The 14,190-nt window shown below is 67.8% G+C and carries 10 protein-coding genes and 1 tRNA gene; 5 read left to right on the top strand and 6 right to left on the bottom strand.

Translation table 11 applies throughout. From position 1 onward, the window contains the following. Window positions 1-29 precede the first annotated feature (29 nt). The 3 genes from QF046_RS17590 to QF046_RS17580 all read right to left on the bottom strand — a co-directional run bounded on the left by QF046_RS17590 (window position 30) and on the right by QF046_RS17580 (window position 2,577). Complete coding sequence (locus tag QF046_RS17590; protein WP_307372331.1) at window positions 30-1,064, bottom strand: ribose-phosphate diphosphokinase; 1,035 nt, start codon at window positions 1,062-1,064, stop codon at window positions 30-32. Window positions 1,065-1,073: 9 nt separating this feature from the next. Then, window positions 1,074-2,504, bottom strand: coding sequence for a bifunctional UDP-N-acetylglucosamine diphosphorylase/glucosamine-1-phosphate N-acetyltransferase GlmU (gene glmU, locus QF046_RS17585; RefSeq protein WP_307372328.1), 1,431 nt, complete (start codon window positions 2,502-2,504; stop codon window positions 1,074-1,076). Window position 2,505: 1 nt separating this feature from the next. Then, window positions 2,506-2,577 (bottom strand) — tRNA-Gln (locus QF046_RS17580). A gap of 100 nt (window positions 2,578-2,677) precedes the next feature. On the opposite strand from QF046_RS17580, the gene QF046_RS17575 reads away from it, so the two are divergent. After that, window positions 2,678-3,172: a MarR family winged helix-turn-helix transcriptional regulator gene (locus tag QF046_RS17575; protein ID WP_307372327.1), complete on the top strand. Its 495-nt coding sequence runs from the start codon at window positions 2,678-2,680 to the stop codon at window positions 3,170-3,172. Between the two features lie 40 nt (window positions 3,173-3,212). Next, on the top strand, window positions 3,213-4,154 hold the full coding sequence (locus QF046_RS17570; protein WP_307372324.1) for a pseudouridine synthase: 942 nt from the start codon (window positions 3,213-3,215) through the stop codon (window positions 4,152-4,154). A 9-nt stretch (window positions 4,155-4,163) separates the two neighbouring features. Here QF046_RS17570 and QF046_RS17565 read toward each other — a convergent pair whose 3' ends face one another. The 3 genes from QF046_RS17565 to QF046_RS17555 all read right to left on the bottom strand — a co-directional run bounded on the left by QF046_RS17565 (window position 4,164) and on the right by QF046_RS17555 (window position 6,868). Continuing rightward, on the bottom strand, window positions 4,164-4,823 hold the full coding sequence (locus QF046_RS17565; protein WP_307372322.1) for a methionine ABC transporter permease: 660 nt from the start codon (window positions 4,821-4,823) through the stop codon (window positions 4,164-4,166). Beyond that, window positions 4,823-5,863, bottom strand: a complete 1,041-nt coding sequence (locus tag QF046_RS17560) for a methionine ABC transporter ATP-binding protein (protein WP_307372321.1) — start codon at window positions 5,861-5,863, stop codon at window positions 4,823-4,825. The genes QF046_RS17565 and QF046_RS17560 overlap by 1 nt, the downstream gene beginning before the upstream one ends. Window positions 5,864-5,962: 99 nt before the next feature. Further along, window positions 5,963-6,868, bottom strand: a complete 906-nt coding sequence (locus QF046_RS17555; RefSeq protein ID WP_307372319.1) for a MetQ/NlpA family ABC transporter substrate-binding protein — start codon at window positions 6,866-6,868, stop codon at window positions 5,963-5,965. A gap of 293 nt (window positions 6,869-7,161) precedes the next feature. Between QF046_RS17555 and QF046_RS17550 the strand changes: the two genes are divergently transcribed. Genes QF046_RS17550 through QF046_RS17540 form a run of 3 tightly spaced genes read left to right on the top strand, consistent with a single transcriptional unit; the run spans window position 7,162 to window position 14,190 of the window. After that, on the top strand, window positions 7,162-9,789 hold the full coding sequence (locus tag QF046_RS17550; RefSeq protein ID WP_307372318.1) for a sialate O-acetylesterase: 2,628 nt from the start codon (window positions 7,162-7,164) through the stop codon (window positions 9,787-9,789). A gap of 26 nt (window positions 9,790-9,815) precedes the next feature. Further along, the gene (locus tag QF046_RS17545) at window positions 9,816-14,021 is read left to right on the top strand and encodes a hypothetical protein (RefSeq protein WP_307372315.1); all 4,206 of its coding nucleotides are present in this window, start codon (window positions 9,816-9,818) and stop codon (window positions 14,019-14,021) included. Continuing rightward, window positions 13,993-14,190, top strand: a complete 198-nt coding sequence (locus QF046_RS17540) for a hypothetical protein (protein WP_307372313.1) — start codon at window positions 13,993-13,995, stop codon at window positions 14,188-14,190. The genes QF046_RS17545 and QF046_RS17540 overlap by 29 nt, the downstream gene beginning before the upstream one ends.

Here is a 14,190-nt window from a genome sequence, read left to right as displayed (position 1 = left end):
ATCTGTGGAGCCTGCGCACCCTCTGAAACTCAGGCGTCGCCGTTGAACATGCTCGTGACCGAGCCGTCTTCGAAGACCTGCTTGATCGCCGCAGCGAGCAGCGGGGCGATGGGCAGGATGGTGAGTCCTTCCCAGCGGCGCGACTCGGTCAGTGGGATCGTGTCGGTGATGACCACCTCGTCGATCGCCTCGTCCTGCAGGCGGTGGGATGCCGGGTCGCTGAAGATCGCGTGCGTGGCGGCGACGATCACCCTGCGGGCGCCACTGGCCTTGAGCGCCTGGGCGGCCTTGACGATCGTGCCGCCGGTGTCGATCATGTCGTCGACGAGCAGGCAGGTACGACCCTCGACGGCGCCGACGATCTCGTGCACGGAGACCTGGTTGGCGACCTTCGGGTCGCGGCGCTTGTGGATGATCGCCAGCGGCGCGTTCAGACTGTCCGACCAGGTATCGGCGACACGGACGCGGCCCATGTCGGGCGAGACGATGGTGAGCGTCTCACGGTCCTCCGGTGTGAGGGTGCTGCGGAAGTGCTCGAGAAGAACGGGCTTGGCGAAGAGGTGGTCGACGGGCCCGTCGAAGAAACCCTGGATCTGAGCGGCGTGCAGGTCGACGCTCATCACACGGTCCGCACCGGCGACCTTGAGCATGTCGGCGACCAGACGGGCACTGATCGGCTCGCGGCCGCGGCCCTTCTTGTCCTGACGTGCGTAGGGGTAGTACGGGGCGACGACGGTGATGCGCTTGGCGGATGCGCGCTTGGCGGCATCCAGCATGATCAGCGTCTCCATCAGCCACTCGTTGATCGGCTCCCCGAAGGACTGCACGATGAACAGATCGCAGCCGCGGATCGACACCTCGAAGCGGGCGTAGATCTCGCCCGAGGCGAAGGTGCGGTGCTCGACGGGCGCCATCTCCTGCCCCAGTGCCGCGGCGACCGCGGCAGTCAGCGCCGGATGCGAGCGTCCGCCCGCGACGACCAGACGCTTCTTGGTCTTCGCGATGAGACCGGGGGCGACCCCGTTCACGCGATCCAGCGCCACAGTCTTCTTCTTCTTCCCCATCCGAGCCGCCTATTCCGCCGATCGTTCCCGCACGGCTGCATCCGCCGCGCCGGTTCCTGCCCTGTTCTTCTCGACCCACCCCTCGATGTTGCGCTGAGGGGCCACGCTCATGGCCAGCGCGCCTGCGGGGACGTCCTTGCGGACGACGGCGCCTGCACCGGTCTTCGCACCTGCTCCCAGCCTAACGGGAGCGACCAGCACCGTGTGCGAGCCGGTGTGCACCTCGTCGCCGATCTCGGTGCGGTGCTTGTTCACATCGTCGTAGTTCGCGGTGATGGTGCTCGCGCCGAGGTTCACGTGCCGACCGATCGTGGCATCGCCCACATAGGACAGATGCGGCACCTTGCTGCCCTCGCCGATCTGCGTGTTCTTCGTCTCGACGTACGCACCGATCTTGCCGTCGGCGCCGAGGACGGTGCCCGCACGAAGGTACGAGAACGGTCCGACCGTCGCCCGGGCTCCGATCACCGCGAGGTTCGCATCGGTGCGCTTGACGACCGCGTCCTCGCCGACCTCGCAGTCGATCAGCGTGGTGTCGGGACCGATCGTGGCACCCGCGGCGATCACGCTGGCACGCAGGATCTGCGTGTTCGGCAGCACCGTCACGTCCGGGGCGAGCACCGCATCGTCGTCGATCCAGGTGGTCGCCGGGTCGACGATCGTGACGCCCTCGCGCTGCCAGTGGCGCACGATGCGCTGGTTGAGCACGCGGCCCGCCTCGGCGAGCTGGGCGCGGTCGTTGACCCCGAAGGTGGATGCCGCGTCTCCCGCGAGCTCGGCGGCGACCGGCTCAGCGGCGCCGCGGAGCAGGCCGATCACATCGGTGAGGTACATCTCGCCCTGGGCGTTGTTCTGATCCACCCGCGCCAGGTATGTGCGCAGCAGCGGCGCGCGGAACACGTAGACGCCGGCGTTGATCTCGGTGACGGCCGCCTCGTCGTCGGTGGCGTCCTTCTGCTCGACGATCCGCTCCACGACGCCGTCGGCGCCGCGGATGATGCGTCCGTAGCCGGTCGGGTCGTCGAGATGGGCGCTGAGAAGGGTGGCAGCCGCGGATGCCGCCCGGTGCCCGGCGAGGAGGGCTTCGAGGGTGTCGGCCTGCAGCAGCGGAACGTCACCGGAGAGCACCAGCACGTCACCGTCGAAGTCGGCCGGCAGCGCTTCCAGTGCCACCTGCACCGCGCGGCCGGTGCCGGGGATGTCGTCCTGATCGATGATCTCCGCATCCGGGTACTGCTCGGCGAGGGTCGCGACCACCTGATCGCGCTCGTGGCGCACGACGACCTCGATGTGCTGTGCGCCCAGCGCTCGGGCCGTGCCCAGCACATGGCCGACCAGCGGCCGTCCGCCGATCTCGTGCAGCACCTTCGGAAGGCGTGACTTCATGCGGGTGCCCTGGCCTGCAGCCAGGACGATGATCGCGAGCGTGTTCTCCGTCATGCTCCGCCGCCAGGACTCGAACCTGGACCTAACAGCTCCAAAGGCTGTCGTGCTGCCATTACACCACGGCGGACCGCGGCCGGGCTGACAGCGCAGCCGCCTGATAAGTCTGCCACGACCGCACCTGTGCGCTTGGACAGGTGCAGCACCTCCGGGTGCGCGATGATGGACGGATGAGCGAGGCGGATGAGGTCGATCGGATCGTCGGTGCGTGGAACACGCAGCGACCCGACCTGGACTTCTCGCCCCTGGAGGTGCTCTCGCGCATGGATCGGCTCTCGCGCCAACTCGACCGGGCCCGGCGCGAGGTGTTCCACCGCAGCGACATCGAGCCGTGGGAGTGGGACGTGCTCTCCGCGCTGCGCCGCGCGGGTGCGCCGTTCACCCTGTCCCCCAAACAGCTGCTGCAGCAGACGCTGGTCACCAGCGGCACCATGACCAACCGCATCGACCGGCTCGTGGCGCGGCGGTTCGTGCGCCGCGAGGCCGACCCCGGCGACGGCCGCAGCATCCTCGTCATCCTCACCGACGACGGGAAGGTGCGGGCGGATGCCGCGATCACCCGCCTGGTCGATGCCGAGGCCGAGATGCTGCATGCCCTGCCCCGGGCCGACCGCGATCGGCTGGCCGGGCTGCTGCGCAAGCTCAGCCTGAGCTTCGACGCGTGATCGGGGCGCGACTCATGAGTGGAGCTGTGCTCTGATGGCGATGGCCTCTCCCCTGCCGGTGCGCGACGGCGTGGGCGCGACGCGCCTGCACCTGCCGATGTCGGGCGCCTGGCCCACAGTGGGCGCGTTCATGTCCGAGCGGTTCTTCCACCTGGATCCCGAGAAGCTGCTTGCGCGCTTCGACCGCGGCGAGATCGTGGCGAGCGACGGATCGGCGGTGCCTCATGCGACGCCCCTCGGCGTGCACGAGTTCGTCTGGTACTACCGGGAACCGCCGGTCGAGAGGACGATCCCGTTCGAGGTCGAGGTGCTGCATCAGGACCGCGACCTGGTGGTGGTCGACAAGCCGCATTTCCTGCCGACCACGCCGGGCGGCAAGTACGTGCAGAACTCCGCCCTGGTGCGGCTGCGCAAGCTGCTCGATCTGCCTGAGCTGGCCCCGATACACCGCCTGGATCGCGCCACGGCGGGATTGCTGATGTTCGCGACCAGGCCGCAGTCGCGCGGCCCGTACCAGTTCATGTTCGAGAAGCGGAAGGTCGAGAAGGTCTACGAGGCGGTCTCCGCGGCGCCGGCCGGCTGGGATGCCGCGGCACCCGCCTTGGACGGCCGGCCTTTCCCGGTCGTCTTCCGCAACCACATCGTGAAGGAGCGCGGGCGCGTCTGCGTACAGGTGGATGCCGAGCGCGACCCCAACTCCGAGACCCTGATCGAGCTGATCGATTCCGACGATCGGGTGATCCACACGCTGCTGCGCCCGCACTCCGGCAAGATGCATCAGCTGCGGGTGCATCTCGCGGCACTGGGCGCCGGCATCCTGAACGACAGCTTCTACCCCGAGCTGCTGCCCGAGACTCCCGATGATCATTCCCGGCCGCTTCAGCTGCTGGCGCGCGAGCTGCGCTTCCTCGACCCGATCACCGGCGAGCCGCGCGAGTTCACGACCCGTCGGACCCTGCAGGACGCACCGCGAGCTCGCTGATCGGACGCGTCAGCGCCGCATGGCCTTGCGGGCCAGCTTCGTGCCGAGCAGCTGCACGAGATGCACGAACACGACGATGAGGATGATCGCCGCCCACATCACGACCGGCTCGAACTTGCGGAAGCCGTAGATCTGCGCGAACGCTCCCAGCCCGCCGCCGCCGATCAGGCCCGCCATCGCGGTCATGTCGATCAGCGCGACGACGATGAACGTGTAGCCGAGGATGAGCGGACCGAGCGACTCCGGGATCGCGACCGTGAACAGGATGCGCCACGGTCCGGCGCCCATCGCACGAGCCGCCTCGATGACACCGGGCGAGACCGAGACGAGGTGCTGCTCGACGATGCGGCCGATCGCGAAGGCCGCGGCGATGCCGATCGCGAAGGCGCCCGCGGTGGTGCCGATGCCGATGCCGATCACGGCACGGGTGACCGGCTGCAGCACGGCGATGAAGATGACGAACGGGATGGGCCGGAAGAAGTTCACCAGCAGCTCGAGCAGGCCGTTGACCAGGCGGTTCTGCATCAGCCCGCCCGGCCGTGTGACGTACAGTCCGACGCCGATGATCGTTCCGAGGATGCCTGCCAGCACGAGCGCGTACGTGGTCATGTACAGCGTCTCGAGCGCGGCATCCCAGAACTCGGGCCACAGTTCGTTGAGGCGATCCATCAGAGTGCCCCTTCCTGGATCTCGGTGACCGTGGCGTGTTCGCGGATCCGATCGAGGACGGCATCGACGGCGGCGTCCTCACCGCGGATCGCGAGCGTGAGGTGTCCGAAGGCACGACCTCGGATGTCGTTGATGCCGCCGTACACGAGCTCGAAGCCGAGACCGGCCTGGGCCAGCTCGAGGAGCACCTGCGCCTGCGAGGAGTCGCCGTCTCGGAACGAGAAGGTCACCAGCCTGCCCTCGTGCCGCCGGCGCAGCGCACCGACCTCGGCCGGCGACGGGATGCCCTTGATGACCGTGCCCACGAACCTCTGCGAGGCCGGGTTCTGCGGGTCGGAGAAGACCTGGAACACGTCGCCCTGCTCGATCACGCGGCCGTGCTCCATGACGGCGACCTTCGTGGCGATGGTCTGGATGACGTCCATCTCGTGGGTGATGACGACGATGGTGACGCCCTGCTCCTCGTTCACGCGCTTGAGCAGGTCGAGGACCTCGTGCGTGGTCTGCGGATCCAGGGCGCTGGTGGCCTCATCGGCCAGCAGGATGGCGGGTCGGGTGGCGAGCGCACGTGCGATGCCGACGCGCTGCTTCTGCCCGCCGGAGAGCTGTTCGGGGAAGGCCTTGGCCTTGTCGGCGAGTCCGACGAAGCGCAGCAGCTCGGTCACCCGCTCCTCGATGTCGGCCTTCACCCAGCCGGCGAGCTTGAGCGGATAGGCGATGTTCGCCCGCACCGTCTTGGAGGAGAACAGGTTGAACTGCTGGAAGATCATGCCGATGCCGCCGCGCACCCGGCGCAGCTCGCGCTCGGACAGCGCCGTGATGTCGACGCCATCCACCGTGATGGTTCCGCCCGTGGCGGGCTCGAGGGCGTTGATCAGGCGCACCAGGGTGGACTTGCCGGCCCCGGAGTAGCCGATGATGCCGAACACGTCACCCTGCTCGATGTCGAGGGTCACCCCGTCGACGGCGGTGACGACGGCATCGCCTTTGGACGCGGGCGGGTACGTCTTCGTGACGTCGGTGAGGGTCACGATGGCCATGTGGTTCTCCCTGTATGTGCGGGAATCCTGTGAGCGCGGGAATCGGGCGGTGCGACATGCGCACCGCCCGATTCTCCCGCAGTTCTGCGCTTGAGTGGGTCAGCCCTGCGCGGCGGTGTCCTTCTCGACCTTCTTCAGCGAGGACTCGAGGTCGGCGACCGGGGTCTTCAACGGCACGATGGTGTTGCCGGATGCCTCGGCGAGACCCTCCTGCACCTTCGGATCGTTCTGGAAGATGTCGACCAGCTTGAGGTACGTCTCGTTGTCCTTGTCCTCCGCGCGGGCGGCGAAGATGTTGACGTAGGGAAGCGCGTTCGCGTCGGACGGGTCGTCCTGCGCGATGGCATCCTCGAACTTCAGGCCCGCCTGGGTGACGAAGTCGTTGTTGATGATCGCCGCGGCGACATCCGGCAGCGAGTTCGGGATGAGCGCCGCCTCGAGGGCGATGACCTTGACCTTCGACTTCGCCTCGTCGACGTCTGACAGGTCGGAGAAGATCGTGCCACCGCTCTTGAGCTCGATGAGCCCGGCGGACTGCAGCACGAGCAGGGCACGCGCCTGGTTCGAGGCGTCATCGGGGACGGCGACGCTCTCGCCCTTCTTGATCTCGTCGACGTCCTTGACCTTCTTGGAGTACAGACCGAGGGGGTAGATGCCCGTCGAGCCGATCGGCACGAGGTCCTCACCCGAAGCCACGTTGTAGCCGGCCAGATACACGATGTGCTGGAACTGGTTGAGGTCGAGCTCCTTCGCGGTCAGTGCCGGGTTGGGCTGCTCGTAGGAGGCGAAGTCGACGAGCTCGACCGTGATGCCCTCCTTCTCGGCGGCATCGACGAAGGCGGGCCACTGCGGGTCGCTCTTGCCCACGACGCCGATCTTCACGACCTTGTCGGCGGCGGAGTCGCCGGACGGCTGGGCTGCGGGGTTCGAGGCGCAGCCGGCGAGGGATGCGATGAGGGCGACCGCTGCTGCGGCGGCTGCGAGGGTGGTGGTGCGACGGGACATGACTCGGGTTCTTCCTCTCGTGGGGGACTCCGAAAACGCTATGCGCCTTTACATGATCCGGCCGAATCGCGTCGTCACATGACGTCACAGCTCATGTACCGCTGCACGGCATCCGAATTCCTTGACCCCGCCGACCACCTCGGCTAAGCTCCACTGCTAGACAACTTCACAACCAGGTTGTTCTGACATAGATGTCGACAACGACGGCCACTCTCACGCTCCTTCACCAACGAAGCTGTGGGCCTGGCCCCGATGCTGAGAGCGAATTCATGAAGCCCTCGATGGTACGGACAGTGACGATCTCCACCACGCTCGGCTTGATGCTGAGCACCCACACGGCATCGCCTGCATCGGCGACCTCGACCGATCCGGTGTTCACAACGACGTGCGAACAGCACCAGGCGACCGAGGGAATGGTGCCGATCCGCTCGATCGACATCCCCATCGCCGGACCGGGCTGGTACGGCACGAACCCGACCTACGACTTCGAGACCACCGACATCCCCGCCGTCGATCGTGTCGGCTATTGCCTCGAGATGGAATCCGACTCCGGCGAGCAATGGGTATGGGCCGCGCATGAGGCGACCGGCGAAGCCAGCGACCTCAGGCTGCCGACCGGGCCGGCGGAGGTGACCCGTCGAGAGGCGCGCGACCTGACCGTCCGCTCCAACGTCGCCGGGGTGCCCCCCGTGGACCATGGGACCGGTTGGATCGAGATGTGGCCCAACAGCTACACGGCCACCGCCTCCCGCCTGCTGCCGGGGACGTACGACGGTGTGATCTTCAGCGGTGACGCGAAGGCGGATGCCGATGACATCCCCGTCGCGGGCGCCTACGGCTCGTTCCAGGTTCACCAGGTGACGGAGGATGCCGCGACGACAGTCCTGGCGGTCAACGGCTGGGCGAGCTCTCGCGCGGCGCTCGACCTCGGAATCGGCCAGTCGGACACCGGCCACCCCGACTGGACGTTCGCCGCGAATGCCGCGCAGTGGGACACACGCCGCCTGACTTTCTACGGTCGCCCCGCGGGCGTCGTGCTCGAGGCTGCTCCCGAACCCTGGCAGCTCATCCCGCGTGATGGTCAGGATGCGACCGAGGTCGGCGCTCGATTCGCCGGCCGTGTCACCTCGGCGGACATCACCGATATCATCCTGCGCAGCACGACGGGCAGCGACACGACGGAGCGGTCGCTCGACGTCGTGGGCGGAGCGTTCGACGTCGAAGCCCCGGTGCCGGTGGCGTTGGCCGATACGACCTTCGAACTCATCGCCGTGAGCGGGGGCACCAGACGCGTGATCCGGACGATCCCGGGCGTGGTCGGCGGCGACGTCTACGTGGTGCACGGTCAGTCCAACGCCTCCGCACGCCGCTGGGGAGATGTCGCGTACGCAGCCCAGGACCACTTCGTCCGCTCCTACGGATCGACCAGCGACGTGCCGCAGGTGTCGATCGGCGATCGCGGCTGGAGCGTCGGGCAGGCCGATACCGTCCTCAACCTGGGGTCGATCGGTCAGTGGGGAACCCGGTTCGGAGCCAGGCTCGCACGTGAGACGGGCGTACCCGTCGCCATCATGAACGGTGCTCACGGCGGCCACCCCGTGTCGTTCTTCGCACGGAACGACAGCGACCCGCAGGACCCGACCACCAACTACGGCCGACTTCTCGGACGCCTCGTCGACGGCGGACTCGCCGACCACGTCGCCGGCATCTTCTGGGTGCAGGGCGAGGACGATGCCAATGATGTGGCCACTCACGTGGCCGGTGTGACCGAGCTGATCAGTGATCTTCGGACAGACCTGGCCGCGTCTGCGGATGCGATCCCCGAGTTGTTCGAGGTGCAGGTCAGGCGATCACCGTGCACCGACACGCGCGCGACCGAGCTGCGCGATGCCCAACGCAGAATGGCGCGAGATCTCGGAGCCACGCTCATGACGCTCAACGGGCTGACGGACATCGTGGGCTGCCACTTCGACTTCGTGAACGGCTACCGTGACCTCGGCGACTGGGCCTTCGAGACCGTACGCAGCGTGATCGGCGGTCAGCCCGCCGCCGGAGTCCGTGCGGCTGATGCGTCCGCGGTGTCGCAGCTCACCCCGAGGCTGCTGCGCGTGCATCTCCTGCATCCGGATCCGCTCACGATCCCCGCGCAGGCCGGCGCGGGATTCGCGTTCGCGGGCAGTTCGATCGCCGTGACATCCGTGCGGCAGGACGGCGCGTCTCTCCTGCTGGAGACGAGCGCACCGGTCTCACCCGGCATGGTCCTGGAGTATGTCGGCTTCGGCGCCGGTGGCCCCTGGATCCGGAACAGGATCGGCATGGGCATGGTGACGTTCAGAGAGGACGTGCTCGCCGCTCCGGCCGATGAGACTGCGCCGGTGGTGTCTCTGGTGTCGCCGACGGCCGCGGGCCCGGTGCGCGAGGTCGTTATCGAGGTGACAGCAAGGGACGCGATCGGACTGACCAGCATCACCGCAGACCTCTACGACGGCGATCAACTCGTCAAGACCACCAAGACCACCATGGGCGGCGTCACCGCAGGAACCCACACCGCCACCGTCACCGTGCCCGACGGCGACTACACGATCCGCTACAACGCACAGGACACCACAGGGAACATCTCCGACACCGGCACATTCGACATCACCGTCGACACCACCGCGCCCACCGTGACCACGGACGACCATCCCCGCAACACCATCGAGAAGAACGGCGGCTACACCAAGGTGAGCTTCGTACTCGACGACACCCACGAGATCACCACCGTGACCCTCAACGGCCACACCATCGAGGTGACACCGGCCACACACCTCGAACTGCCCACCATCAAACCGGGAACCCTCGGCGCCATCCGCGGCACCAACGAACTCACCGTCACCGACACGGCCGGCAACCAGGCCACCCGCACCTTCGAACTCACCTGAACGGAACCGAACCCGTGAAACTGTCGATGACACACGTATGGACGTTCGCAGCGGCTCTCGGTCTGGTGCTGAGCGCCCTGGTGGCGGCTCCGGCACCGGCGCACGCTGCGGGCGGGGCCGTCGTATACGTCGCCGCCGAGACCGGCGATGACGCGGGCGCCGGCACACGAACCGCGCCCCTGCGCACGCTGGGCCAGGCGTTGACCCGCATTGCCGGCGACGGCGGTCGCATCGTCCTCATGGACGACTACCCCCTCAACACGTCGATCACCGAGCCGGCGCACACCGGGGACATCCTGGTGACCAGCACGGACGGTGAGACGGACTTCCCCGGTCGCCTGGTGTTCGGTGACACGGCGTTCATCGAGTACCGCCTCGCCGGACCGACCACCTTCGCGGACCTCGGCGTGGTCCACTCCCAATGGGCGGTCTTCGAGGCCGCGTGGAATCCGATCACCTTCGGGCAGCGCGTCGTGATGACGAGCACACCCACCGCGGGCAAGCGACAGGTGATCCTCACGGGTGGCTACCATGCGCCCGCCGAGACCGACGACGTGCTCGATGCGGACTCCCACATCACGATCGACTCGGGGACGTTCTACAAAGTGGCCGGCTTCAGCAGGGCGAAGGGATACGCCACGCAGACGTACACCGGGACCTCGCACATCACCATCAACGGGGGGATCGTGCAGGAGCTGTTCGGCGGGTCCATCGAGAACCACTACTCGGGGAGCACGGTGATCTCGATGACCGGAGGGCGGGTCGGGCCGCTCCACACCGGCGGTGATGCGACGCGCTATCTCACCGGCAGCGCGAAGGTCGAGCTCAGCGGCGGACACGTGAACACCGTCGACATCAACAACGTGGTCGACGATGTCGATCTCACACTCTCCGGCGTGGACTACGACGCGATCACGGTCAGCAATCGATCCGTGAGCGTCGAGCGGGACACCCAGCTCGAGGAGGTCGCACAGGTCCGATCGGTCCGCTACGGCGGACAGCACTACACGGCTGCGCAGGTGGCCACGCTGCGGAGTCTCTTCGACGTCGCGACGAACATCGCCCGCATCCACGTCGACGAAACCGGCAGCGGGACGGCCTGCACCCAAGCGGCACCCTGCGCCAGCCTCGCCACCGCGGTCGGCCGGTTGAATGCCGACGGCGGCACGATCTCGATCACCGGTGACCTGACGTGGGACATCGACCCCACCGCGCTCGCCGCGGGCAATGGCCGCGTCCTCTTCGATGGCGACGGCTCCGCCTCGATCGCGCTCGCGGCCGACTCCGACCTCGAACTGGGGCGCGACGTCACCTTCACCGATGTCCGACTCGCGAACGCCGGCGCCCTCGACCTGCGCGCGAGGGATGCCGACGTCGTGCTCGGCTCGGGCATCAGCTTCGCCGACGGCAGCAAGGTGAAGGTGGTCGGTGTCGGCGAGTCGGGGATCACCGTCTCCGACGGCGAAGTCGCCGCGGTCGTCGGCGTCACCGAGCACGGCGGCGCCTTCACCGGGACCACGAACGTCACGGTCACGGGCGGCTCCGTGCAGGAGGTCTGGGCGGGCTCCGATCAGGACGGGACGATCGCCGGCGCGATCGCGACGATCTCCGGCGGTTCCGTGGGAACACTGCACTCGTCGTCCGGAGCCGTGGACGCGCTCGCCGTGCGACTGCTGGGTGGCACCGTCAACGACGTCCGGATCTCCGAGGCGCAGGTGAACCTCGACATGCGGATCGGAGCGGCCACGATCCGGGCGATCTCGATCCCGCCGCTGACGGACGGTGCGCATCGTTCGCTCATCCGGCTCCCCGGCGCCGCCGAGAGCACGATCGACGCGGTCGCCGACCGCTTCCCCGAGGTGCGGAACGACCAGTTCGTCTATCTGGCACCGGGCGGGAACGGTGACGGCGTCAGCCCGGACCGGCCGATCGGCGACCTCGGCGACGCGGTGAGCGCGCTCGTGGGCGGCGGGCACGTGGTGCTCATGGAGTCCTACACGATCCCAGGAGACGCCGACGTGGCCGCACACGCCGGGAAGGCCGTGCTGACCGCGGATGACGGCGACGTCGACTTCGGCGACGCCGGAGCCGCACTGCAGATCGAGGGCATGCTGCGACTCGGCGGCGCGACGGTCATCGACCACCTGACGCTGCGATCGCCGACCATGCACGGCTCGATCTACGCCATGGGGCACCCGCTGACGATCACAGAGGACGTGGTCACCGAGCTCTCGCGCCGCGGAAAGACGTACCTCAGCCTCGTGGGCGGGCGCAACGACGCGGTGCCGGCGGCGAAGATCGACGTCGCCGTGGATGCCGGCACCTGGGAAGGGCTGCGTGCGGGCACGGACGACAGCGCCGCCGTCACGACCGGCGTGGATACCGACGTGACCATCGACGGCGGCGTCTTTCACGGCCCGGTCGTGCTGGGACACCGCGGCGCCGCTTCCGGCGCCATCAGCGCCGGCATCGGAGGCGGAACCTTCCTGCAGGGCGTGTACGCGGTCTTCGAAGAGGACGGGCGCAGCTACGAGGCGGACTACGACGTCGACCTCGTGATCGATGGCGGCGACTTCTGGGGCATGATCGCTCCCGCCAAGTCCCGGTCGACGGTGCTTGCGGGAACGTACGACGTGACGCTAAACGGCGGCGAGTTCGGGCACCTGACCGATGTCGCCGGCGCATCCGGCTACAGCGGGACGATGACGAGCGAGATCAAGGTCTCCCCCGACGTGGATCTGAGCGCCGCTCCGACTGGTGAGGTCACGTTCACGAACACGCTCACCACAGCGGCCGACCCGTACATGTTCACGCATGACGGGCAGTACTACTTCCTCGCGACCTCCGCCGGCTCGACGATGGCGCTGCACAAGGTGGCGAACCCCTCGGATCTGTCGCACTCGATCGGTTCGGCGATCTTCCAGCCCGATCACCTGATCAACCTCTGGTCGCCCGAGATCCATCACCTCACGGCGGAAGATGTCGGAGAGGAGTACGCGGGGTGGTATCTCTATCTGTCCGCGACCGACCCGGACGACGGCGCAGCCGAAGGGCAGCGTCAGTACGTCCTGAAGGCACTCGACGGCGACGACCTCCTGGGCCGGTGGGGACACCCCGTCACCGGTGAGGTGAACGAGCCGATCCGTCTGACCAACGCCGACGACGCGAGCTTCAACACGACCGAGTTCGTCGCGGGCACGTCGATCTTCCGGGTGGCCGGAAAGACCTACGTCTCCTTCGTCACGGAGGAAGGACGCGGTACGTCCCGGTTCCACCAGAAGCTCAACCTCAGCCACATGGTCAACCCGTGGACGCTCTCCGGCGCCCCCAGCGTCATCACGATCCCGGAGTACGACTGGGAGATGCAGGGCTACGCGCAGTCGAGCACGGACCCCAACAGCTGGTGGCCGAAGGTCGTGGAGGGCGCGACCGCCGTCTACGGCGATGACGGCGAGGTCTTCATGGCCTACTCGGGAAGCGGATACTGGACGGCGTACTACGCCATCGGCTACCTGCGCTACACCGGCGGCGACCCGATGGACGCCGCCAACTGGGTGAAGCACCCGACGCCCGTGCTCAGTCAGAACAGCGAGGTCAACGGCACGGGCACGGGACCGACGTTCACCGACCACGACGGAACGCGCTGGTTCATGTACCAGGCCCGTCCCAGCACCAGCACACAGGTCGCACGGCACGCCTTCATGGAGCCGTACTCAGCCGGTGCGGACGGTCTGACGATCGGCGACGGGTCGGGCCACCCCGCCCCGTTGACCACCCAGTACACGATGAGCGTGAACCCGATCCCGCTGGGCGACAAGATCGTCGGGTTCGTCCCGCCGGATCAGACCGCGCCGGAGACGTCGCTCGTGTCGCCGAGCGCGGCCGGTCCGATGCGGGAGGTGACGATCGAGGTGACGGCGAGCGATGCGGTCGGGCTCGCGAGCATCACCGCGGACGTGTACGCAGGGGATGAACTGGTCGAGACCACCCAGACCGCCCTGCATGGTGTGACCTCGGGCAGCCACACGGCCACCGTGACCGTGCCCGACGGCGACTACACGATCCGGTACCGCGCACAGGACACCGCGGGGAACACCTCCCCGACCGGAAACGTTCGACGTCACGATCGATGCCACCGCACCCACGGTCACCACGGACGACCATCCTCGCAGCACCGTCAAGAAGGACGACGGCTACACCAAGGTGACGTTCCTGCTCGACGATGCCCATGACATCACCACAGTGACCCTCAACGGCCACGACATCGACATCATCCCGGGCACGCACCTCGAACTGCCCACCCTCAAGCCAGGAGTGCTCGGCGCCGTCCGCGGCGCCAACGAACTCGTCATCACCGACGCAGCCGGCAACCCGACCACCCGTACCTTCGCACTCACCTGA

Origin of the sequence: Microbacterium sp. W4I4 (assembly GCF_030816235.1) — a bacterium.
GTDB lineage: Bacteria > Actinomycetota > Actinomycetes > Actinomycetales > Microbacteriaceae > Microbacterium.
The sequence above is the reverse complement of the archived record's forward strand: the minus strand, read 5'-3'. Positions and strand labels throughout refer to the sequence as shown.

Excerpts from the sequence above, each read along its gene's own strand:
- QF046_RS17590 (WP_307372331.1), bottom strand. The coding sequence starts at position 1,064 with ATGGGGAAGAAGAAGAAGACTGTGGCGCTGGATCGCGTGAACGGGGTC.
- glmU (WP_307372328.1), bottom strand. The coding sequence starts at position 2,504 with ATGACGGAGAACACGCTCGCGATCATCGTCCTGGCTGCAGGCCAGGGC.
- QF046_RS17575 (WP_307372327.1), top strand. The coding sequence starts at position 2,678 with ATGAGCGAGGCGGATGAGGTCGATCGGATCGTCGGTGCGTGGAACACG.
- QF046_RS17570 (WP_307372324.1), top strand. The coding sequence starts at position 3,213 with ATGGCCTCTCCCCTGCCGGTGCGCGACGGCGTGGGCGCGACGCGCCTG.
- QF046_RS17565 (WP_307372322.1), bottom strand. The coding sequence starts at position 4,823 with ATGGATCGCCTCAACGAACTGTGGCCCGAGTTCTGGGATGCCGCGCTC.
- QF046_RS17560 (WP_307372321.1), bottom strand. The coding sequence starts at position 5,863 with ATGGCCATCGTGACCCTCACCGACGTCACGAAGACGTACCCGCCCGCG.
- QF046_RS17555 (WP_307372319.1), bottom strand. The coding sequence starts at position 6,868 with ATGTCCCGTCGCACCACCACCCTCGCAGCCGCCGCAGCAGCGGTCGCC.
- QF046_RS17545 (WP_307372315.1), top strand. The coding sequence starts at position 9,816 with ATGACACACGTATGGACGTTCGCAGCGGCTCTCGGTCTGGTGCTGAGC.